Origin of the sequence: Enterococcus sp. AZ188, from assembly GCF_050544075.1 — a bacterium.
In the GTDB taxonomy this organism is placed as follows: domain Bacteria; phylum Bacillota; class Bacilli; order Lactobacillales; family Enterococcaceae; genus Enterococcus_D; species Enterococcus_D entomosocium.
Window position 1 is genome coordinate 92,042 of the sequence record NZ_CP172943.1, and the last position, 21,292, is coordinate 113,333.

General features: G+C 46.4%; 16 protein-coding genes. 11 read left to right on the forward strand and 5 right to left on the reverse strand.

All coding sequences use genetic code 11. From position 1 onward, the window contains the following. Positions 1 to 77 precede the first annotated feature (77 nt). Complete coding sequence (locus tag IGI86_RS00420) at positions 78 to 1,019, forward strand: FAD:protein FMN transferase (RefSeq protein WP_430617640.1); 942 nt, start codon at positions 78 to 80, stop codon at positions 1,017 to 1,019. Between the two features lie 65 nt (positions 1,020 to 1,084). Here IGI86_RS00420 and IGI86_RS00425 read toward each other — a convergent pair whose 3' ends face one another. After that, the gene (locus tag IGI86_RS00425; protein ID WP_005232829.1) at positions 1,085 to 1,999 is read right to left on the reverse strand and encodes a LysR family transcriptional regulator; all 915 of its coding nucleotides are present in this window, start codon (positions 1,997 to 1,999) and stop codon (positions 1,085 to 1,087) included. A gap of 263 nt (positions 2,000 to 2,262) precedes the next feature. Here IGI86_RS00425 and IGI86_RS00430 point away from each other — a divergent pair, with 263 nt between their 5' ends. The 7 genes from IGI86_RS00430 to IGI86_RS00460 all read left to right on the forward strand — a co-directional run bounded on the left by IGI86_RS00430 (position 2,263) and on the right by IGI86_RS00460 (position 11,246). Beyond that, the gene (locus IGI86_RS00430; RefSeq protein WP_008376652.1) at positions 2,263 to 2,868 is read left to right on the forward strand and encodes an NADPH-dependent FMN reductase; all 606 of its coding nucleotides are present in this window, start codon (positions 2,263 to 2,265) and stop codon (positions 2,866 to 2,868) included. Positions 2,869 to 2,886: 18 nt separating this feature from the next. Continuing rightward, on the forward strand, positions 2,887 to 5,313 hold the full coding sequence (locus tag IGI86_RS00435; RefSeq protein WP_086298936.1) for a flavocytochrome c: 2,427 nt from the start codon (positions 2,887 to 2,889) through the stop codon (positions 5,311 to 5,313). Between the two features lie 90 nt (positions 5,314 to 5,403). Continuing rightward, on the forward strand, positions 5,404 to 6,633 hold the full coding sequence (locus tag IGI86_RS00440; protein ID WP_086298937.1) for an L-lactate MFS transporter: 1,230 nt from the start codon (positions 5,404 to 5,406) through the stop codon (positions 6,631 to 6,633). A 221-nt stretch (positions 6,634 to 6,854) separates the two neighbouring features. Next, entirely contained in the window at positions 6,855 to 8,957 is a 2,103-nt protein-coding gene (locus IGI86_RS00445; protein ID WP_008376646.1) for an SH3 domain-containing protein, read from the forward strand. Between the two features lie 241 nt (positions 8,958 to 9,198). Next, positions 9,199 to 9,702, forward strand: a complete 504-nt coding sequence (locus IGI86_RS00450) for a general stress protein (protein ID WP_008376644.1) — start codon at positions 9,199 to 9,201, stop codon at positions 9,700 to 9,702. A 266-nt stretch (positions 9,703 to 9,968) separates the two neighbouring features. Next, positions 9,969 to 10,535 carry a hypothetical protein gene (locus IGI86_RS00455; RefSeq protein WP_005232821.1) on the forward strand — a complete coding sequence of 189 codons (567 nt, stop codon included), beginning with the start codon at positions 9,969 to 9,971 and terminating at the stop codon, positions 10,533 to 10,535. A 297-nt stretch (positions 10,536 to 10,832) separates the two neighbouring features. Beyond that, complete coding sequence (locus tag IGI86_RS00460; protein ID WP_005232820.1) at positions 10,833 to 11,246, forward strand: phosphate-starvation-inducible PsiE family protein; 414 nt, start codon at positions 10,833 to 10,835, stop codon at positions 11,244 to 11,246. Positions 11,247 to 11,279: 33 nt separating this feature from the next. Here IGI86_RS00460 and IGI86_RS00465 read toward each other — a convergent pair whose 3' ends face one another. From IGI86_RS00465 to IGI86_RS00475, 3 genes are read right to left on the reverse strand one after another with little or no spacing between them, the layout of a single operon-like run. Continuing rightward, positions 11,280 to 13,151, reverse strand: coding sequence for a fructose-1,6-bisphosphatase (locus IGI86_RS00465; protein WP_086298938.1), 1,872 nt, complete (start codon positions 13,149 to 13,151; stop codon positions 11,280 to 11,282). After that, a complete protein-coding gene (locus tag IGI86_RS00470) occupies positions 13,141 to 13,959 on the reverse strand; it encodes a pyruvate, water dikinase regulatory protein (protein ID WP_005232818.1) in 819 nt (272 codons plus the stop codon). The genes IGI86_RS00465 and IGI86_RS00470 overlap by 11 nt, the downstream gene beginning before the upstream one ends. 12 nt (positions 13,960 to 13,971) lie before the next feature. Beyond that, entirely contained in the window at positions 13,972 to 14,607 is a 636-nt protein-coding gene (locus IGI86_RS00475) for a helix-turn-helix transcriptional regulator (protein ID WP_005232817.1), read from the reverse strand. 190 nt (positions 14,608 to 14,797) lie between these two features. Between IGI86_RS00475 and ppdK the strand changes: the two genes are divergently transcribed. Further along, on the forward strand, positions 14,798 to 17,431 hold the full coding sequence (gene ppdK / locus IGI86_RS00480) for a pyruvate, phosphate dikinase (protein WP_086298939.1): 2,634 nt from the start codon (positions 14,798 to 14,800) through the stop codon (positions 17,429 to 17,431). 81 nt (positions 17,432 to 17,512) lie between these two features. Here the strand turns inward: ppdK and IGI86_RS00485 are convergent, their stop codons facing one another. Further along, positions 17,513 to 17,905, reverse strand: a complete 393-nt coding sequence (locus IGI86_RS00485) for a YbaN family protein (RefSeq protein WP_005232815.1) — start codon at positions 17,903 to 17,905, stop codon at positions 17,513 to 17,515. A 172-nt stretch (positions 17,906 to 18,077) separates the two neighbouring features. Here IGI86_RS00485 and IGI86_RS00490 point away from each other — a divergent pair, with 172 nt between their 5' ends. Both IGI86_RS00490 and IGI86_RS00495 read left to right on the forward strand, forming a co-directional pair. Then, on the forward strand, positions 18,078 to 18,887 hold the full coding sequence (locus tag IGI86_RS00490; protein WP_086298940.1) for an aldo/keto reductase family protein: 810 nt from the start codon (positions 18,078 to 18,080) through the stop codon (positions 18,885 to 18,887). 283 nt (positions 18,888 to 19,170) lie between these two features. Further along, positions 19,171 to 21,216, forward strand: coding sequence for a methyl-accepting chemotaxis protein (locus tag IGI86_RS00495; RefSeq protein ID WP_016611618.1), 2,046 nt, complete (start codon positions 19,171 to 19,173; stop codon positions 21,214 to 21,216). The last annotated feature ends 76 nt before the right edge of the window (positions 21,217 to 21,292 follow it).

The window sequence follows — 21,292 nt, forward strand, 5'->3', positions numbered from 1 at the left end:
GCGGCATCCCGCAGACTACTTTTTTCTCCCAGAAACTGCTATGATAGCCAAAAGAAGAGGACAAAGGAGCAAGGACAATGGCAGAAGGTCAACGAGTGTTACAGGGAATGGGAACGGTGATCACGATTTGGGTGCAGCATGAAACCCCAGAAGTGATCTTAGAGGAAGCAGCGAAAAGAGCCGCGGCCTTTGAACAGCGTTTTAGTGCCAATGACCCTACGTCGGAGTTGATGCAGATCAATCAGCAGGCAGGACAAGGAGCGATCGCCGCCACACCGGAATTGGTTGAATTGATCGCACTAGGGAAAACCCATAGCTTGCCAAAAGATAGCTACTTAAATATTGCCATCGGTCCTTTAGTGCAGGAATGGCGAATCGGGTTTCAAGATGCCCATCTACCAACGCCTGAGAAAATCGCTGAACTGCTGCCAAAGACTGATCCCGCCAAGATCGTTTTGGATGAAACGCTGCAGACCGTTGGGTTAGCTGCCGGCATGAAGCTTGATCTAGGGGCCGTTGCGAAAGGGTATTTTGCTGATTTGTTGATGGCGTATTTCAAGCAGGTCGGTGTCACAGCAGCTTTGATCGATCTTGGGGGCAATGTGGTTACTTACGGCGATGCCCCGAGCCATGCTGATGGCTATTGGCGGATCGGGATCCAAAATCCTTTCTTGCCAAGAGGGAATTTTGTCGACGCGTTGAAGGTACACAATCAGTCAGTCGTTACATCAGGGATCTATGAACGAACCTATCAGGTAGCGGGCAAGACCTATCATCATATCTTTGATCGAGAAACGGGCTATCCGTTAGAGTCAGCCATTGCCAGTGTCACGATTCTATCCGACAAATCGGTTGATGGAGAGATTTGGACGACCCGCTTATTCGGCAAAGAGCCACCAGCCATCTTGCAGGAGCTGGCGCCGTTAGAAGGGATCACTGGATTAGTCATTACCAAACAAGGTGAATTGATCTATCCGCAAGAATTAGCACGTTTGATCGAAACGCCAACAGCAGAATGAAAACAAGCAGCGACTACCTAGGAATATAGGTGATCGCTGCTTGTTTTTTTTGTAAAAAAAGAAAGTTAGACGTGGTGCAAAAAGGTCTCGATCAAGGCGGCTTCGCTGTTTGACAATGCCCGTTCGGCTTGGTGGGCAATAAAATAGGTGAGGGACAAGAGTTCCTCTGGCATTGGATAAAGATTAAAAGGGGTCGCGGTCGCTGCTTGTAGCACGCTTTCTGGTACGATCGCAATCCCAAGGTTGTTTTCTGCCAATGCCGCTGCTGTATAAATATTGCTGCTTTCTATGAGAACCGTCGCCTCTACTTTGTATTTTTGCAGCAATTGATCGATTTGGCGCCGAATCGCCGAGCCGCTGGCGGTCAAAATCAATGGACTTTGCAGCAAGTCTTTGACGGCCAATGAATCAGGCGCTAAATACCGCTTCCCTGGTTGATACAGGGAAGAACAAGGCGGAATGATCGCTAGATACCGTTCTTGATTGGTACTGTGGACCGTTAGATTCGGTGCGATCGTCTCAGGGTTTTGTCCGATAAAAAAGTCCAGCTGCCCATTCAGCAGGCGTTTTTCATTGTGCTTCGGCAGGTCTTCCCGCAAGAAAAAGTGCACGTCGGGATAGTGTTCATAATACGCAGGCAAAAAGAGCGGCAGCAGGTAAGAACCAAGGCTTGGCAAGATGCCTAAGCGCAAAGAACGCTTCTCGGTCGCGGTATACCAAGACAGCCGACTTTTCAATTTGGCAGATTCTGTTTCCAAGGTTTCTAGATATTGATAATAGATTTTACCAGCTTCCGTCAGTTGAAAATGTCCCGGCTGCCGATTGATGATGGGGGTCCCTAGCTCTTGCTCGGCTCGTTTCACGGTTTGCGTCAAGTAAGGCTGTGAAATGTAGAGATCTTTGGCGGCTTTGGTGTAGTTGCTATGCTTTAACAAGGTATCGAGGTATTGCAGCATCAGATGGGAATCTTTAAGTGCCATCGCGTTGTCCTCCTAGTCATTTTTCTCATTATAACAAATTTGTTATCGATGGATAATTAAATAAATATTTCACAAATAAAGAATTCAGCCGTACACTTAATGGGTACTTGGGGAAGATTTTTTTGTTTAGGAAGAAGCCTTTCATCTCAGTAGGTCGTAAAAAACAACTTGAGAAACGATTGAAAAAAGAAATCAAAGCCAATGGTCAAAAACTTTTTATTTTTTGTTAAATGTTAAATTATTCACAATTAGGAGAGATGATAATGAAATTGATTGGAATCGTAGGAACCAACTCGACGCGTTCGACCAACCGTCGCTTACTGCAATTTATTCAAAGCCATTTTAGTGACCAAGCGGAGATCGAACTTTGCGAAATCAGTGATCTGCCGGCATTTAATGAACCAGAAGATCGGACGGCACCAGCGGCAGTCCAAGCCTTGTCAGAGAAGATCGAAGCAGCAGATGGGGTAATCATCAGTACACCAGAATACGACCACTCGATCCCAGCGGTGTTAAAAAGCATGATCGAATGGCTTTCTTATACGACGCGGCCTTTGATCGATAAACCAGTGATGATCACGGGTGCTTCTCTTGGTGCATTAGGTTCATCGAGAGCCCAAGCCCACTTGCGTCAGATCTTAGATGCGCCTGAAGTAAAAGCCCGAATCATGCCGAGTGCGGAATTTTTGTTAGGGCATTCCATGCAAGCCTTCGATGAACAAGGAAACTTGATCGATAACGAAAAAGTTGCCGAACTAGAAGACTGTTTCAATGAATTTGTCTTGTTCGTCGAAATCACGAACCGTCTGGTCAGTGAATATTCAACGGCTAAAGAACGAGCAAAGAAATTTTCGTGGGAACAAGCATAAGAAAGAGAGGAACTAGTCATGAAATTTGTCGGCCTAATCGGAACGAACGCCAAAAAATCGACCAATCGCCAATTAGTAGCGTTTATGCAGCGAGAATTTGCTGCCCTAGCAGAAATTGAACTGCTGGAAATCAAGGATGTTCCAATGTTCAATGAAACACAAGATCAAACCAATAGCGAAGTGATCCAACGGTTAAATAGCAAGATTTTAGCAGCCGATGGAGTGATTATCGCAACACCAGAGCATAACCATTCGATTCCTTCCGCATTGAAAAGCGTCTTGGAATGGCTCTCCTTCAATCTCCATCCCTTTGATGGCAAACCAGTGATGATCGTCGGCGCATCCTACGATGTGCAAGGCTCCTCCCGAGCACAGCTTCATTTGCGCCAAATCCTTGACGCTCCAGGTGTCAATGCGACAGTTATGCCAGGAAATGAGTTCTTGTTGGGACGTGCGCATCAAGCCTTTGATGAACAAGGCAATTTAAAAGATCAACGAACGATCGACTTTTTGGAAAGCTGTTTCCGCAAGTTCGTTCGGTTTACGGAAGTCGCCAATTTGTTGAACGTACCAGAAGAAGTCGTTTATGAACCTGGTGAATACACCGTCACAGCACCAGGACATAACGGGGATCTGCCAATGGTCGTCAAATTAAGCGAAGAACGGATCGAAGCCATCGATATCGATACGTCTGGTGAATCAGAAGGGATCGCTGATGTCGTTTTCGTACGGATTCCTCAAGAGATCATTGAAGGGCAAACCTTGAATGTCGATGCGATCTCTGGTGCTTCGGTTACTAGTAACGGTGTCGTTGATGGCGTAGCAAAAGCCGTGAAAATGGCTGGTGCGAACCCAGATGTCTTGCGCAAACGTCCAAAAGCCGCCAGTGCTTTGCAAACAGAAGATGAAACGTACACTACCGATGTCGTTGTCGTAGGTGGTGGCGGCGCAGGTCTGAGTGCAGCTGCCAGTGTGCTGCAAGCCAATAAAGACGTGATCTTAGTAGAAAAATTCCCAGCGATTGGTGGCAATACTGTACGTACTGGCGGACCGATGAATGCTGCGGATCCAAAATGGCAAAACGGCTTCTCCGCATTGCCTGGCGAACGCAGTGCTTTAGAAGAAGTGCTGACGATCGATGAACAAGACATCGATGCAGAATACTTGCCAGACTTCAAAGCTTTGAAGGCACAAATCACTGCGTATCTTTCAGAAACGACGCCAGAAAAAGAATACTTGTTTGATTCTGCTTTGTGGCATCGAATCCAAACTTATCTAGGCGGAAAACGCAAAGATTTGAATGGGCAACCGATCTATGGGAGGTACGAGCTAGTGAAAATCTTGACGGATCAAGCATTGGCCTCAGTGAAATGGTTAGAAGAAATCGGCGTAGAATTTGATATGAACAATGTCGATATGCCAGTAGGAGCGAAATGGCGCCGTGGGCATAAACCAGTTAAAAACGAAGGGTATGCCTTTGTATCGGCTTTGCATCAATTCGTGAAAGAACATGGCGGAACGATCTTAACCGATACGCCTGTCAAAGAATTATTGATCGAAGATGGTAAGGTTACTGGAATCATCGGGGAAGGCCGTAACGGTCAAAAAATCACAATCCATGCCAAAGCAGTGATTTTGGCTTCCGGCGGGTTCGGAGCGAACACCAAAATGTTGAAACAATACAATACCTATTGGACAGAGATCGAAGACGATATCAAAACGTCAAATTCACCAGCGATCACTGGTGACGGGATCAAACTAGGGGAAAGTGCTGGCGCGGACCTTGTTGGCATGGGCTTTTCACAAATGATGCCCGTATCTGATCCGAACACAGGGGCTTTATTCAGTGGGCTGCAAGTGCCGCCAGCTAACTTTGTGATGGTCAATCAAAAGGGGGAGCGCTTTGTCAATGAGTACGAAAGCCGCGATGTATTGACCCAAGCGGCGATCGATAATGGCGGATTGTTCTATTTGATCGCGGATGAAGAGATCAAGAAAACCGCTTATAACACGAGTCAAGAAAAAATCGATAAGCAAGTAGCTGCTGGTACGCTGTTCCGCAGTGAGACCTTGGCTGGCCTGGCAGAGCAGATCAATGTTGATCCAGCCGTCTTAGAGGCGACTGTTGCGAAATACAACAGCTATGTGGATGCTGGGAAAGACCCAGAGTTTGGCAAAGATGTTTTCGACTTGAAAGTGGAAAAAGCGCCTTTCTATGCCACACCAAGAAAACCAGCGGTTCACCACACGATGGGGGGATTGAAGATCGATCCGCAAACCCATGTGTTGACGAAGGAAGATCAAATCATTGAAGGGCTGTATGCAGCAGGGGAAGTTGCTGGGGGGATCCATGCCGGCAATCGCTTAGGCGGCAATTCGTTGACAGACATCTTTACTTTTGGCCGGATTGCTGGAAATACAGCAGTCGCAGAACATCTCGAATAAAAAGCCTTGCGCGTTGTGACTTGTCACGCGCGCTAGCTTTTGAAAAAACATGTGAATAAAGTAACATGCTTAAAACAAAGGAGAGAAAAAATGGAAACAAAAATCAATCGCTGGCTGATTCTGATCGCTTCGACCGCAGTGTTGCTGTGTACGGGTGCTGTATACGCCTTTAGTGTCTTTGCAGGACCTCTTAGTCAATTAAAAGGTTGGTCCATGGAAGAGATCATGCTAGCCTTTACCATCAATGCCGCAGTTGGCCCGATTACCATGATTTTGGGTGGTTTGCTGACAGACCGAGGAGCCGCTAGATGGGTCATCGCTGGCGGAGGCGTGTTGTTCGGAGCGGGTTTCTTCCTGACGGGTTTGGTCAACTCACCCGCTATGCTGTACCTGACTTATGGAGTCTTTGCTGGTTTAGGGCAAGGCTTTGCCTATTCGGCTTGTTTAAGCAATACGATTCGGTTATTCCCGGATAAACGGGGACTGGCTTCGGGCTTGATCACAGCAGGTATGGGTGGGGCAGCGATTATTGCCGCACCGATTGCGAATCGTTTGATCGAATCACAAGATGTCTTAGCGGCGTTTCGGATTTTAGGAATTGCCTATATCGTGATCGTCTTGGTGGCTAGTCTATTTATTCATAAAGCACCAGAAAATTACCGTCCAGCAGGTTGGCAACCAGCGGATCAAGGAAAAAATGGTCCTCAAATCAATCTAAATTGGTTGGACATGCTGAAGACACCAACTTTTTACTTGATTATTGTTATGTTAGGGGTAGGGGCTTTCTCAGGTTTGATGATTGCTTCCAACGCCTCAGTGATCGGGCAAAGTATGTTTGGTTTGACGGCAGCGGCCGCTGCCTTTTATGTCAGCTTGTACTCATTGAGCAACTGTTTTGGTCGTGTCCTTTGGGGCACCGTTTCTGATAAAATTGGTCGGACGAATACGTTGATGATCATCTATGGCGTGGTGGCATTGTCCTTATTCTTATTGACGCTTGGTCAAACAACTGTGATCTTCACTGTCGGGATCATCGGTTTAGGACTGTGCTTCGGGGGCGTGATGGGGGTTTTCCCATCGATCGTTATGGAAAATTACGGACCGATCAATCAAGGGGTCAACTATGGAATCGTCTTTATTGGTTATTCTACGGCGGCATTCTTTGGCCCCAGAGTTGCAGCAGCAATCGCAGAAAGTAACCAAGGAGATTATACAAAAGCCTTCTATACGGCAATTTTCTTAGCACTTTTTGGGCTTGTTCTCAACATAGGCTATGCGATGCTAAAAAAAGCCAAAAAGCCCGCACCTGTTATTAAATAACAATTCACCAAAAGTAGTCTTTTTGATAAAGGCTGCTTTTTTGGTGCTAAAACAACTCTTTTTTCTTTTTTTAGAACAGAGTATTGGCTGATAAAGCAAAAGAGAAAACTGTTTCATAGCAAGAATTTATCTCGTTGATTTCACTGTTTTTTCATCTTAACCCCCCATTTTTTAATAAATCGTGTTACAATAAAAAAAGGCTAATACGACGGAGGGATTAAATGACAATTCGTAAAGAACGACGCCGCTTAGAAAAGCGCTTGAAGCGCACGCAATACACCCAAAAAAGTATTACGATGGCTACTACTTTAGTAGCGGGATCAACGTTTATCCCGACCTTAGGGCATGCGGCTGAAACGGCAACGACAGAAACCAGCAATGACCTTAAGGTCGTTGAACAAACAACAAACACTACACCAGAAACCGACAGCACGCCGGTTGAGGAAACGACAGAATCGACGACAGCACCTGTTGTGACCGAAGAAACTTCGGAAATAACGGAGGAGTCAGGAGCTGAAGCAGTTACTGAGGGATCAGAAACAGCGACGACAGAACGCACAACAGTCGCTAGTGATGAAGTCTTAGAAGCAGATGAAGTACCATCAGCCCTTTCTGATTTGACTAGTCGGGCATTATTTTCACGGGCAACGATCGATCCGGCTGCCTTTATCAGTCAGATTTGCGGCTATGCAACGGAAGTGGCGGCAGCAAACGATCTGTATGCTTCTGTTATGATGGCACAAGCGATTTTGGAATCAGGTTGGGGCGCCTCGACTTTGACGACCACAGCCAACAATATGTTTGGGATCAAAGGCAGCTACAACGGCCAATACGTGACGATGGATACCTATGAAGATGATGGTTCTGGCAATTATTATTTGATCAGCGCTAAGTTTCGGAAATACCCATCATTAAAAGAGTCTTTTGAAGACAATGCATATGTGTTGCGCAACACGAGTTTTTCTAGCGGCAACTACTATTACAGCGGTGCATGGAAAAGCAATACGACCTCTTACACGCAAGCAACCGCTTGGCTACAAGGGCGGTATGCAACCGATACTTCTTATGCCAGCAAATTAAACAATTTGATCAGTACGTATAATTTAACGCAATATGATACTGGCAGCTCAAACACAGGTGGCGGCAATAGCAATGAAACGATCGTCAGTGATGAAACAGCGATCAATCAGCAGATGAAAACCACGTCATCTATGAATATTCGTTCCGATGCTTCCACCAGTGCCTCTATTACTGGTTCGTTAGCAGCTAATACGACGTTTACGGCAACGGCGACCAAAACCGGCACCAGCGTCAATGGCAACACCACGTGGTATAAGATTTCTGGCAAAGGTTGGGTCAGCGGCGCGTATTTGACGAAGGTTTCGACCGACTCTTCAAACAACAATAGCGGATCAGGCAACACCGGTTCTGACAATGGCAATTCCGGTACGACGATCAACAAGCAAATGAAGACGACGGAAGCGATGAATATTCGTTCTAGCGCGTCCACTAGCGGATCAGTGGTAGGGTCACTTAGCAAAGGCACGACCTTTACTGCCACTTCCATGAAAACCGGCACATCAGTCAATGGCAACAAAAATTGGTATTATGTCTCTGGCAAAGGTTGGGTCAGCGGTGCCTACCTTACTGAAGTGACCAACAATAATGCTTCTGAAGCGGAAAAAGAAGACAATGGTTCAAGTATCAATCAACAAATGAAAACGACGGCCGCATTGAATGTCCGCTCCGATGCTTCTACCAGCAGCCGTGTCGTGACAACGCTTGGTCAAGGGGTGACCGTTACCGTGACAGCGAAAAAGAACGGCACTTCAGTGGAAGGCAATAAAACGTGGTACTACGTTTCTGGCAAAGGTTGGGTCAGTGGTGCCTACTTGACAACAACCAGCAGCTCTTCCAATAATAACGGTTCAACAACCACAAATCAGCAAATGAAAACCACCGAGATTTTAAATGTTCGTTCCGATGCTTCTACCAGCAGTAGTATTACTGGTTCTTTAAGTAAAGGAGCAACCGTCACGGTTACCGCAACAAAAACCGGGACGACCGTCAATGGCACGAACAAATGGTATTATGTTTCTGGCAAAGGCTGGGTCAGTGGTGCCTACTTGACGTCTGCTAGCAGTGGGTCTTCTAATACGAATACCAGCAGCAGTTCAACGAAGACGCACACGGTGAAATCAGGGGACAGCTTATGGTCACTGGCACAAAAATATAATACCAGCATCAGCCAACTCGCATCATGGAACAACATCAACAGCAGCTATACGATCTTTGTCGGTCAAAAACTGATCGTTTCCAAGTAACAAGCAAAAAAACCGCGTGCAAGCCATTGGCTCACGCGTTTTTTTTATGATGGATCCGCTTCTTCCGGAGCAGCTAGTTTTTTTTCAAGAAACCGCTTGTTTTCCGTAAGCGCAATCAAACTATTTGGTCAATCATAGAACCCTGCGTTAGAATGAAAGAAGCAATAGAAATTGCTAGTTTTAAAGGAATTGCTTCAGAACCAGAACGATCGAAGCGTACACAAAATAAGGAGGATTTCACATGCACAACAGAAACCTAACGATTATTGGCAGTTACGACACTCGAACAGAAGTATTACCGGTTATTGAGCAATTGACAAACGAAGGCTATGGCAAAGAGGATATCGTGCTGTTTGCGAATCAAACAGTCATCGATCAATTTGGGTTAGAATCCATCGACGATGTGGAAGTGGAGCAGGCAGCTAGTGAGGATGAAGATCGTTCGCTTTGGGAAAAAATCAAAGATGCTTTTTCTTTCGGCGATTCCGATCATAGGCATGATGAGCATGATCCGTTATATGGTTATCGTGATGACCTTGAACGAGACAAACTCGTTGTCGGTGTCTACGATTATCAGCCGATGGACAAAATAACCGATCGTGATGCAGATACTGGTCCGATCATCGATCAACCGTTACCAGGCGAAACAGCAATGCCAGATGAGTCCGTCCATCCAACGCCCCGCATGGGAGACAGCGATATTGAAGCACCGATCCATGACCCCAACCATCTGCGTAACTTATAAATAGAAGGGGTTAAACAATAAAGGAATCATTAAAGCCAGAGGAACAAGCATCCGTCGTATCTGCCAACCCTTAGTGAAGGGATGGGCCCGCAGGTGATCGGCAGTTGTCCTCGGGCTTTTTTTGTGCAACAGACAATTATGTCTTTGTCATTTTTGAAAATAAAACTTAATTTGTTGACGATTGCTTTTTTTTGTATAATATAAGAATGAGATAGAGCGTTGTCGGAAGAGCCAACCACATTTTTGGGGAAAGGATGGGGAGTGCGATGAAATTTAAGTTCAATATGCAGTCGGCATTAGTCAGTTGTTTTGTTGCGGTTTTTTTGAGTGTGGCGATCAATCAAGACGCCAATGCCTTTGTGGCTGCGCCCTTTGTACGAGATTCTTCCAGTAGTTCCTCCGAGCCACCTTACCAGACAGCAAGCAGCAGTATCGAAGAAACCTCTGATTCCAGTCAGATTTTTTATGAAGCCAGTGTTAGTTCTTACACATCGCCTTCAACGACTAGTCGCTCGATCGAAGCGTCGACAAATGAAGGCACGTCTGTTTCCGTAAGTGAAGCAGAGACAGAGCCTAGCGTCAGCACTTCTGCAAGTAGCGAAAGCAGTTCGAGTACCGCGCCGAGTGGCGGATCAACCACCACCAGCGATACTTCTAGCAGTAGCGCTAGCAGCAGTTCTTCAAGCTCTTCCAGTACGAGTTCGACCAGTACTACAACAAGCAGCTCCAGCAGTGAAACGACTGAGCCGTCTTCAGAAACCTCCAATAGCGACGACGAAGCTGCGGAAGATACGAGTGAAAATGTTGATCTAACAGTCGAAGGGGCTCACTGAGCCTGACTGTAAAAATCAATCTCATCTAAAGGGACCATTTCAGCTAGGCCTTGAGCCTAGCTTTTTTATTTGCTTATGGTCAGAGCCACGAACACACCAAGTGTACGAAGGATGCGCGATTCCTCACTCTGAGACTTCAAAAAGTAGCAAAGAGGAAGGTTTTTTGGAGGATTGCTGGAACAGAAAAGAGCTGTCTTACGTTTTTATTCAATGCCTCCATAAAAAAAGCTGCACTTGCAAGCATATCATAAAGTGATTCTGAGTAGTTTCGCTATAATAAGTGCGAGGAGGGGTGTTATGGGAAAGTATTTTAAGCACTTCGAAAAATTGATTAGTGTTGTGGTTGATATTATGTTAGGACTGTTGGTTCTGTTGGTTTTGGTGGTGATGGCGGAAGCGATCTACAAAATCGTTGTCCATGTGATCCCACTGCATGAAGTTAGCGATCTTTCTTTATTGATCGAAGAGATCGCGACATTGTTTATTTTACTGGAAATTATTTTGATGTTATTGCGTTACGTAAAAGAAGGTCACCATATTCCGGTGCGTTACTTGATTTTGATCAGTATCACAGCAATTTTAAGAGAGCTGCTTTTAGCGCAAGGAAAAGGGTTAGAAACGCTCTTTTTGGCGTTAGCGATCTTGGTCTTGATCATTGTGCTGCAGGCGTTGGAAAAACTCAAAGCCTTTCATAGTTCCAAAGGACTGTAAAAAAAATCATCCGATTGGTTGACGAATGACTCGTCAAGGGATCGGATGATTTTTTAATTCTTCAAAAAGCACTCGGCTTTCTTGCTGCAGCCGCTTGCCGATATCTGTTTGGCCTACCGTTGTTCTTTCCGTTTGCCGCACGACGATTTTTTTCTGAGTGACGATGTCACGTCGCTGCTGGATGGCTTGCTGGCGATCTGTAAAGGGTTGATGCGCCGCCAAGGTCATGCCGAAGGAATTTGACAACAGCGTGTAACCGGCAATGCCTGTGACTGATTGGTAGGAGCGAGAGAGTCCGCCATCGATCACCAACAAACGACCATTTGCCTTGATGGGCGTCTCGCCTTTACGCACTTTGACAGGGGTATGGCCATTGATGATGTGACCTGTCGACGGCAGACCGAAGGCAGCTAGGACACGGCAGCAGAAGTCTTCGTTTTCCCTTAAAGAATAATAGGCATTTTTTTGTTCCGTATGAGTGTTGCGATCTGCTATAAAGTAGCGCTCAAAGGTTTTCATGGCTTTTTTGCCGAAGAGGGAAGAGCCTTCGCCACACCAAAGATACCAGATCATATCGGTGGCAAGGTCTGTTTGGTTTTCTGGTTGGGCAAAACTTTCCTGCAAACATTGCTGAAAAAAGTCCATCAACGCTTTGCCTGCTAAGGGCTGCTGCTGGAAAGTAAAGGCCAGGAAATCGCCGTTTTCCCGACAAGGCAGGCAGCCGTGATACAGTAGGTTGTCGTTGAAGCGCTGGTACAATGTGCCATGCTCGACCAAAAAGCGCATATGCGCAGCTAAGCGGGGCGAGCGTTGAAATTGGCTCAGCAAATCTTGCAATACTTCATGTTCTTCGGCTGTCAAACGGTAAGGATCATCGGGATCTACTAGTTGAAAACAGCCGTTGATCAAAGGATAGGTCTGGTCTAGCTGGATTTGTTGTCGATCTTGAGACAAGCGATGCAATAAGCAGCGCTCTGCCATCGCAAATGCCGGTCGCCGCTGGATCACGGCTGCTTCGACTTTGAATTGGATGATGGCAAATGCCTGCTGCAAAAGCATGGCGGCTTTTTTTTGCTGGCTTGATAAAGGGTCCACTGTTTTTTGCGGATAAAAGCCGGCATTTTCTGTGTAATATTTTTGGCTAAAAGCCAGTGCTTTTGATAGATCGATCCCATAACCATCTTGTAATAATGCCAAATTGCCGTAGCGAGCAGCGATGCGGATCGTATTGGCCAAACAGGGCAGCGAGCCGCAAAAGCTACCGATCCACAAGATATCATGGTTGCCTAGCTGAATATCCAGTGAAGGCAAAGTCATCAAGCGATCGACGATTTTGTCTGGCGCCGGTCCTCGATCATAGATATCGCCTAAGACATGGAGATGGTCCACTACGAAACGCTGAATCAAGTACGCCAGTTCTTGGCAAAAAAGCGGGGCTGCCTCTAATTCAATGATCTTATCAAAAATCGCCTGATAGTAAGCTTCTTTATTGAAGTCGGCATCATATTGGTACAACAGTTCTTCTAAGATGTAAGCAAAAGAAGTCGGCAATGCTTTGCGTACCTTGGAGCGTGTGTATTTACTGGAAGTAAAGCGGGCAACTTTCACTAGCTGTGCCATCTTCAAGCGCCAATCGGCAGGGGTCCAGGCCTGTTCTTGTAATAGCTCCTCTGGATAATAAATGACAAAACAGAGTTCGGTCTGTTCTTCTTTCGTCAAGACACCGGTAAACAAAGTCTCGACTTTTTCTCGAATACTGCCAGAACCATTCCGCAAAATATGGTCAAAGGCATCGTATTCGCCATGCAGATCGCTGACAAAATGCTCGGTAGCTTTCGGCAGCTGCTGGATGGCTTCCAAGTTGATGATCTCGGTCAGGTTTGCCAAGGTGTCTTTATTGAACATGGGCCTGTTCTTTGGCTTGTTCTTCAATCAGCATCGCGCTTTCTTCAATGGAGCGTTTGCTGACATCGATCACCGGAATGTTCAGCTTTTTGAACCATTCATTCGCGTAGGCTAATTCTGCTTCGATTCGTTCACAATTGGTGTAATGGGTTTCTTCTTTCAAGCCCAATGAATGCATCCGGGACCGCCGGATTTCCGTAAGGGATTCTGGATTCGTAGTCAAACCGACCATTTTCCGTGGGTCTACTTGGTGCACTTCGGCTGGCAAAGCGACTTCAGGAATCAAAGGCAGATTCGCCACTTTGTAGCCGCGATTTGCCATGTATAGGCTCAATGGGGTCTTTGAGGTTCGCGAAACCCCTAATAGGACAAAGTCAGCATCGAGAAATCCCCGTGGGTCTTTGCCGTCGTCGTATTTCACCGCAAATTCCATCGCGGCCACCCGGCTGAAATATGCTTGGTTCAAGCGATGCAAGGCACCAGGCTCTTGGACGGCTTCTACACCGAATGTTTTTTCCAGCATCGTGGTCAAGGGCGACATAAAGTCGACATGCTGCAAACCAGTCCGTTTGGCAAAGGCATCAACAAAAGCGACTAATTCTTTATTGACTAAGGTGGTAACGACGATCGATTTGTCTAGCAAGGCATCTTTGAGGATCTCGCCTAAGCTCTCTTCATCATTAGTAAAGGGAAAGAGCTGGATATCTGAAAGGTCGATCGTGGGAAACTGCGCGGAAACGGCGGCGATCAGCTTTTGTGCCGTTTCGCCTACGGAATCTGAAATCAAATATATTCGAACGTTCTTCATTGTTTTTGCCCCCTAAAAGTGTGTGTTGTCACTGTCATTGCCTGCTTGAATAAAGTAATTCATCAGCCGCGTCTTCGTGATTTTGCCGATGACTTTTTTTGGTTCCTGTGGATCGACCACTGGCAAGGTATCGACTTCATGTCGTCCTAACAACGTACCAGCCGTCAAGATCGTTTCTTCCGGTGTGATGGTCACGATGTTTGGCATGCGAGTCATGATCATCGCTACGGGTGTTTTTTCCGGTGCGGCATTGCTGATCGCAAAGCGCAGCAGATCTTTGCGGGAGAGTACCCCAATCAGTTCGTCTTGGTCATTTTTGACATAGAGGGAACCGACATCGTACATAAACAAAGTCGTGACTGCTTCATAAACGGAGACCGTTTGTGAGATCAGCAACGGTGGGATCATGACTTCTGCAACTTTGGTATGGTAGAGTTTTTCGAAAAGCAAAGGCTCAACGGTTTGTCCTGTATAGAAATAGCCGACTTTCGGTCGAGCGTCTAATAAACCGGTCATGGTCAAAATCGATAAGTCATTCCGCAAGGTTGCGCGGCTCAAACCCAACTGCTTCGCAATGGTCTCCCCACTGATCGGCTGATGCTCTTTGACGATCTCAATGATTTTCATTTGTCTTTGGCTTAATTCCAATGTGTCACCTTCTTTCTTTTATGTGCTATGCTATTGATTATATGATTTTCCGAATGAAAAGGCAATCCTTCTCTTTTAAAAAGGATAAATCCCTTAAAAGTTTTCTTTTTTTGGCTTGACGATTAAATGTGCCATACTATATACTGCTAATTAATCGAAATAGTATATAACATTTAAAAGGAGGAACATGATGGAAAAAGCAGTCGTATGGTTTTCAGAAGGCACGAAAGAGCAAAAAGCATTATTAGGCGGGAAAGGGGCAAATCTTGCGGAGATGACCAATTTGGGTTTGCCTGTTCCTCAGGGATTTATCGTCCCGGCCACCATTTGCCTGACCTATTTAGAAGAACAGGTTCTTCCTGAGGCGATCATCAAGCAAGTCAAAGCTGCCATCGAAGAATTGGCAGTCCGCAGGAACAAAACATTTGGCGGACTGCACTCGCCGTTATTGGTTTCTGTCCGAAGTGGTGCCAAGTTTTCCATGCCAGGGATGATGGATACGATCTTAAACCTTGGGTTGAATGATGAAACCGTCCAAGGGTTGGCTCAGCAGACGGGGGACCCCGTCTTTGCTTATGATTGTTACCGCCGTTTGATCCAGATGTATGGGGATGTGGTGAAAGGTGTAGCAAAAGAACACTTTGAAGCCTATTTGACAGATTATAAGAAACGGCAGAATTATGTGTCAGACCAAATGATGACCGGCAATGACTGGCAAATGATCTGCCGCGTGTTTCAAAGTATTTATATGGAACATACCCAAGAAGCGTTTCCCCAAGACCCGTTTCAGCAATTATTGGCAGCCATCACGGCAGTTTTTCGCTCATGGAACAACCCACGGGCTAAGACCTACCGTTCCCTCCATCGGATCCCTGACGATCTAGGGACTGCCGTAACGATTCAAGAAATGGTTTTTGGCAACAGTGGGATAAATAGTGGGACGGGTGTCGCCTTTACCCGCAATCCAGCAACCGGGGAACCGGGACTTTTCGGCGAATTTCTAGTGTGTGCCCAAGGGGAAGATGTGGTTGCTGGCATTCGTACACCACAACCGATCCAAGCGTTGGCGCAACAACATCCTGTGATTTATCAGGAACTAAAGCAACTGGCTGAGGGTTTGGAAGATCACTATCAAGACATGCAAGACATTGAATTTACCATCGATGACGGCCAGTTGTTTGTCTTGCAAACAAGAAACGGCAAACGAACCGCCGCTGCGGCAGCGCAAATTGCAACGGATATGGTCGCAGAAGGTCGGATCACCATCAGGCAAGCCTTAGACCGAATCACACCAGAAATGATCGATCAATTGTTGCACCCGTTATTTGCCCCCGAAGCCTTACAGCAAGCCGAAGCCTTTGCGCAGGGCTTGCCGGCTAGTCCAGGGGCAGCTTCAGGACATGTCTATTTCACTGCAGAGGCGGCGGAAAAAGCCAGCCGCACAGGAGAAAAAGTCCTGCTGCTGCGGCAGGAAACCTCACCTGAAGATATTGAAGGCATGGTGGTGAGTGAAGCGATCATTACCGCTCGTGGGGGGATGACTTCTCATGCGGCGGTGGTCGCCCGTGGTCTGGGGGTCTGCTGTGTGGTAGGGTGCGAGGCATTAAGTGTCGATGCATTTTTGAAACAGGCCCGCTGCGGCGAGCTGTGGATTGAAGAAGGTGACGTACTTTCCGTAGACGGCAGCACTGGCAAACTGTATCAAGGGCAGCTGCCTATGACCAGTGTACAGGAGCGGGTTTTGCTGGATCAGCTTTTGACGTGGGCACAAGCCCAGGCAGATCTAAAGGTTTACGCAAATGCGGAAACGAAAAATGACATTGAGGCTGCGCTGGCCTTTGGTGCAGCGGGCATCGGCTTAGCACGGACGGAGCATATGTTTTTTGGGGAAGCGCGTTTGTGGAAAATGCGGGAAGTTATCTTGGCAGAAACGAAGGCGGAACGATTGGCGGCTTTGGCTGAGATCAAGGCTTATCAAAAAGCCGATTTCCAAGAAATGCTGCAGGCCGCGCAAGGAAAGAAATGCACGATTCGGTTATTAGATCCACCACTCCATGAATTCTTGCCCCATGAGCATGAACGCCTTGAGATGGCCCGCCGCAGTAAAAAATCATTGGCAGTGATCGAGCGGCGAATTGACGAACTGCAAGAGGTCAATCCTATGATGGGGCATCGCGGCAGCCGTTTAGGACTCAGCTATCCAGAAATTTATGAAATGCAAACAGCGGCGATTTGTGAAGCGGCTGTGGAGTTGCGGCAGCAAGGAGTCGAGGTAGAGGCGGCGATCTTATTGCCCCTGATCAGTTTGCCCGCAGAGCTGCAGGTGTTGAAAGAGACGTTGACACAGGTGATCGCTCAAGCAGAAGCAACCCTTCAGCAACCGTTGCACATCGAGATCGGGATGATGATCGAGACGCCTAGAGCGTGCTTGATTGCTGGGGAGTGTGCTGAAGAGGCGGCGTTCTTTAGTTTTGGTACCAATGACTTGACCCAAATGACCTTTGGCTTTTCGCGGGATGATGCCGGCAGCTTTATCCAAGCCTATTTGCAGTCGGGGATCTTACAAGAAGATCCTTACCAGCACTTAGATCAGGTAGGTGTTGGCGCGTTGATGCGTCAAGCGATCGCCGGCGTAAGAGATCGGCAGCCAGAGCACTCGATCGGTGTTTGTGGCGAAGTCGGCAGCGATCCCTATTCTATTGCGTTTTTGCGAGAGATCGGCATCGACTATGTTTCTTGTTCCCCATACCGGATCCCTGCTGCTTGGTTAGCGATCGCCCAATCAGCCCCCATCATCGAAGAGGCGTCAGTGAGCACCCGCTAAAATAGGAGAAAAAATACACCGCAGTCCACTAGCAAGGTTCACTTGCTTGGTGGATTACGGTGTGTACGTACAGCTTTGTCCTTACAGGGGCTGATCCGTTTTTTGGATCGCAGGTTTGCGTCCTTTTAAATACCAAGTGATTCCAATGACATGGGCGAGGTAGATGGCAGCGAGGACGAAACGTACCAGCAGATTAGGGATCAGCAGTGCAGGAATTGCAAAGACTACCAGCATCATGGCAAACATCCGAACCATTGCCTTGGTGCTCAGCTGTTTTTGTACGAGTGGTTTTTCAATGTATTTTTGATAATTTTCTGATTGAACCAAGCGTTGATAATAGGTATCGGAACTCCGCAGCCAGAAATAAGCCGTCAGCAAGTAAAAGACGGTTGTAGGTAAGAAAGGCAAAAATATTCCTAAAGTACCTAAACCGAATGTCAGTGATCCACAAAGAAAAAACAGTGTTTTTTTCAAAAGTAACCCTCCTTATTTGGGTGTTTCGTATCTTACCCTCAGTATAACGGAGGAGGGGCTGCTTGAACATGCGTTTTGTGCTTTTCCCCGTTTTTTAGCGGCAATAAGAGTTTTTCTTCCCCTTACTCCTGCTTTTTTGATAGACTAGAAACAACACAAAGGGGGAAGCAGCATGGAAACGATTGAATTGAATACCGGCATTCAGATTCCAGTGATCGGCAGCGGGACGAATACATTTGGGAAAGAAAACCGAGAATACCAAGGTGCGATCAATGATGATACGACAGAGCTATTGACTGCCATCAAGCTTGGGTATCGGCATTTTGATACGGCGATTTCTTACCGCAACGAAGCCGTGGTTGGCAAAGCCATCAAGGAAAGCGGGATTGACCGCAGCGAATTTTTCCTGACTTCTAAGATTCCTGGCAAACCAGAGCATACGCAAGATGCAGCTGCCGTGAAAGCGTCTGTCGAAGCGAGTTTAGCAGCCTTGCAGACGGAATCGATCGATCTTTATTTGATCCATCATCCGTGGGACAACTTGGCAGAGATCGCCGCTGTCTGGGCGGTTCTTGAGGCTTATGTCGATAAAGGAGTCTTAAAAGCAATCGGGGTGTCCAATTTCCAAGAAGAAGAACTCAGCTATTTATTGGCAAACAGTCGGATCAAACCAGCGGTCAATCAGATCGAATCGCATCCAGGCAAGTGGAACGACGCGATCATCGCCTATTCCTTAGCCAATCAGGTAGTTCCAGAAGCCTGGGGTCCGCTTTCCCGGATTTCGGAAGCGGCACGGGAAACCTTGACCCAAATCGGGGAAGCGCATCAAAAAAACTGGAGCCAAGTGGTCTTGCGTTACCAAATCGAGCGTGGGGTGATCGTGATTCCGAAATCCCATTCAGAAAAACATCAAGCCGAAAATTTAGCGCTCTTTGATTTCGCTTTGACGGCGGAAGAAAAAGCCGTCATCAAAGAATTATAGGCAATAGAAGCGGTCCTATTAAAGGGACCCTACAGCCAGTGCGGAAACTTCCGTACTGGCTATTTTTATGCAGTCGCAACGCTCCTTGATGACTGAGGAGCTTTTCTATTCGTTACAACAGCAACTGTAAGCCTTAGCAAAAAAGAAAATGCGCTTGCAGCCGTTTCTGACAATGAATCCTCTTAAATATTCAAAGAAATGACCGATTATCCTTACTAAGGGTCGTCTACGGACGAGTCTTCAGTGGATCGTGTGAAATTGGAAATGAAGGAGTGGCACAGTTGTGAAAAAAAGAAAAAAGACGATAGGAATTTATGTGATGATCACCTTGATGCTGGTTGCGGGGATCCCGATCATTGTCATGCTGACAAGTTCCTATTTAACCACCAAGAACTTATTGATTGAACGAAATGATTTGAACAAAGAAAGTGCCGTCAATTTGATCTTGGCGGAAGAAAAGAGTTTGCGCCGATCGACGGAAAGCAAATTGAAATCAATGGCTGAACTGCCAGCGATGAAAACAGAATTCAGCATGGGACGTATCCGTTCAGATCTTTCTTTAGCGATTGCTGGGAGCAACAGCTTCTTAGCAGTAACTTTTGGGACAGAAGATGATGAGTATGTGACCTTCAATCCCTTACCGGATGATTACAAGCCTACAATTCGGCCGTGGTACAAAGGGGCCGTGAAAGCCGAAGGAGAAGTGTATTGGACAGCACCTTATTTAGATACGGTGTCGAATCAATTTGTGACGTCGGCTTCGATCCGGGTCAAAAATTCCCATAATCAAGTGGGGGTTTTAAGCGTCGATGTTTCCTATGAAAGCATTCAAAACATCTTGTCTTCCTTTACCGTAGGGCGGACTGGGAATGTCACCTTAGTTTCAGAATCTGGGGTCATCGTGACCTCAAAAAATACCAAGCAAATCGGTAAGAATATCAAAGAAGAAGAAGTGTTCCAAAAAATCAAAGACGCCAAAGATCCGACAGGCATGGTTGGCTTAGGCGACTCGAATAAAGTCAATGATGTGTTGTATGACAAGTCTGCTGATTCCAATGTTTGGGCGTACTCCGAAGTCAAAGCTAGTGATCTAGACAAAGAGTTAGGGGCGTTAGTCCGCACCACGATTATCGTTACGATCTTGATGCTGCTCTTTGTAGGACTGGTTTCGTATGCCGCGATCAAAGTAGTCGCAGCGATCATCGATTGCTTCAATCGCTACTTTAGAAAAGTCGGTGAAGGCAAACTAGAGAAGATGAGCAAAACCAAACGAGCCAAAGGCGAAAAATGGACATGGGATCAACTGGCACGCCGAGTTGTATATCCAGACAAAGCAGGCAATGAGATCCAGCAAATGGCGGACAATTACAATGTGATGATCGAAGGCACGGGTGCATTGATCCAAAAAGTACAAAAAGAAAGCAACAGTGTCGCAGGAATGTCGGATTCTTTATTAGAATTGTCAAAACAAACCAATATTGCGACAGAAGAAGTCTCTCAAACCATTACGGGGATAGCTGAAGTGACCGGTGCTCAAGCCCAAGAAACAGAATACAGCGTGTCACAAATGCAAAATCTGTCGCAAGTCGTGAAAGAATTACGAGAAAATGTTGGCGGCATGAGCAGCAAGTCGCAAGAATCTACGAAGATCAATCAAGAAAACTTAACGATCATGGATCAAGTCGATGACAGTTGGCGACAAGAGTTGGCACAGATGGAGCGCTTGATGTCGAATATGACGGGAATGAATGATAGTATCCAAAACATCAACTCGATCATCGGGGTCATCAACGATATTTCTTACCAAACCAACTTGCTAGCCTTGAATGCATCAATCGAAGCCGCAAGTGCTGGCGAGTCTGGCAAAGGCTTTGCCGTCGTGGCTGCTGAGATCCGTAAATTGGCGGAACAAAGCAAAGCTTCTACCAAAGAGATCGAAGCGATCATTGAAGAAATTCGTGAGCAGTCTAGTCAAATGGTCAAACAAACGTCGGCGTCTGTCAAAGGCGGCGTTCGCCAAACCAACTTGATCAAAGAAGCGATCTCATCTTCAAAAGAAGTTTTCCAACGCAGTAGCTATATGATCGAAGGCATCCATCATATTGAAGCAGCCAGTGCCCGTATCGAAAATATTCAAAACAGTGTACTGGAAAACTTAGAAAACATTTCCGCATCAACGGAAGAAAATGCCGCTGGCACACAAGAAGTTTCCGCAAATGCAGAAGAAGTCTTGGCAACCATGGATGAATTTACCAACCATGTGGCAGACCTCAGAGACATTGCAGAAGAGTTGAAGCGATTGACCAATCGTTTTGAAGTGGAGAAATAAATCAAGCAAAAAAATCACTCATCAGCTATTCGCAAGAATGGCTGATGAGTGATTTTTGTTTGTTGAGGAGGAGACT

What these genes read in the sequence shown, in the direction of transcription:
- IGI86_RS00420 (WP_430617640.1), top strand. Translation starts at nt 78, where the DNA reads ATGGCAGAAGGTCAACGAGTGTTACAGGGAATGGGAACGGTGATCACG.
- IGI86_RS00425 (WP_005232829.1), bottom strand. Translation starts at nt 1,999, where the DNA reads ATGGCACTTAAAGATTCCCATCTGATGCTGCAATACCTCGATACCTTG.
- IGI86_RS00430 (WP_008376652.1), top strand. Translation starts at nt 2,263, where the DNA reads ATGAAATTGATTGGAATCGTAGGAACCAACTCGACGCGTTCGACCAAC.
- IGI86_RS00435 (WP_086298936.1), top strand. Translation starts at nt 2,887, where the DNA reads ATGAAATTTGTCGGCCTAATCGGAACGAACGCCAAAAAATCGACCAAT.
- IGI86_RS00440 (WP_086298937.1), top strand. Translation starts at nt 5,404, where the DNA reads ATGGAAACAAAAATCAATCGCTGGCTGATTCTGATCGCTTCGACCGCA.
- IGI86_RS00445 (WP_008376646.1), top strand. Translation starts at nt 6,855, where the DNA reads ATGACAATTCGTAAAGAACGACGCCGCTTAGAAAAGCGCTTGAAGCGC.
- IGI86_RS00450 (WP_008376644.1), top strand. Translation starts at nt 9,199, where the DNA reads ATGCACAACAGAAACCTAACGATTATTGGCAGTTACGACACTCGAACA.
- IGI86_RS00455 (WP_005232821.1), top strand. Translation starts at nt 9,969, where the DNA reads ATGAAATTTAAGTTCAATATGCAGTCGGCATTAGTCAGTTGTTTTGTT.
- IGI86_RS00460 (WP_005232820.1), top strand. Translation starts at nt 10,833, where the DNA reads ATGGGAAAGTATTTTAAGCACTTCGAAAAATTGATTAGTGTTGTGGTT.
- IGI86_RS00465 (WP_086298938.1), bottom strand. Translation starts at nt 13,151, where the DNA reads ATGTTCAATAAAGACACCTTGGCAAACCTGACCGAGATCATCAACTTG.
- IGI86_RS00470 (WP_005232818.1), bottom strand. Translation starts at nt 13,959, where the DNA reads ATGAAGAACGTTCGAATATATTTGATTTCAGATTCCGTAGGCGAAACG.
- ppdK (WP_086298939.1), top strand. Translation starts at nt 14,798, where the DNA reads ATGGAAAAAGCAGTCGTATGGTTTTCAGAAGGCACGAAAGAGCAAAAA.
- IGI86_RS00490 (WP_086298940.1), top strand. Translation starts at nt 18,078, where the DNA reads ATGGAAACGATTGAATTGAATACCGGCATTCAGATTCCAGTGATCGGC.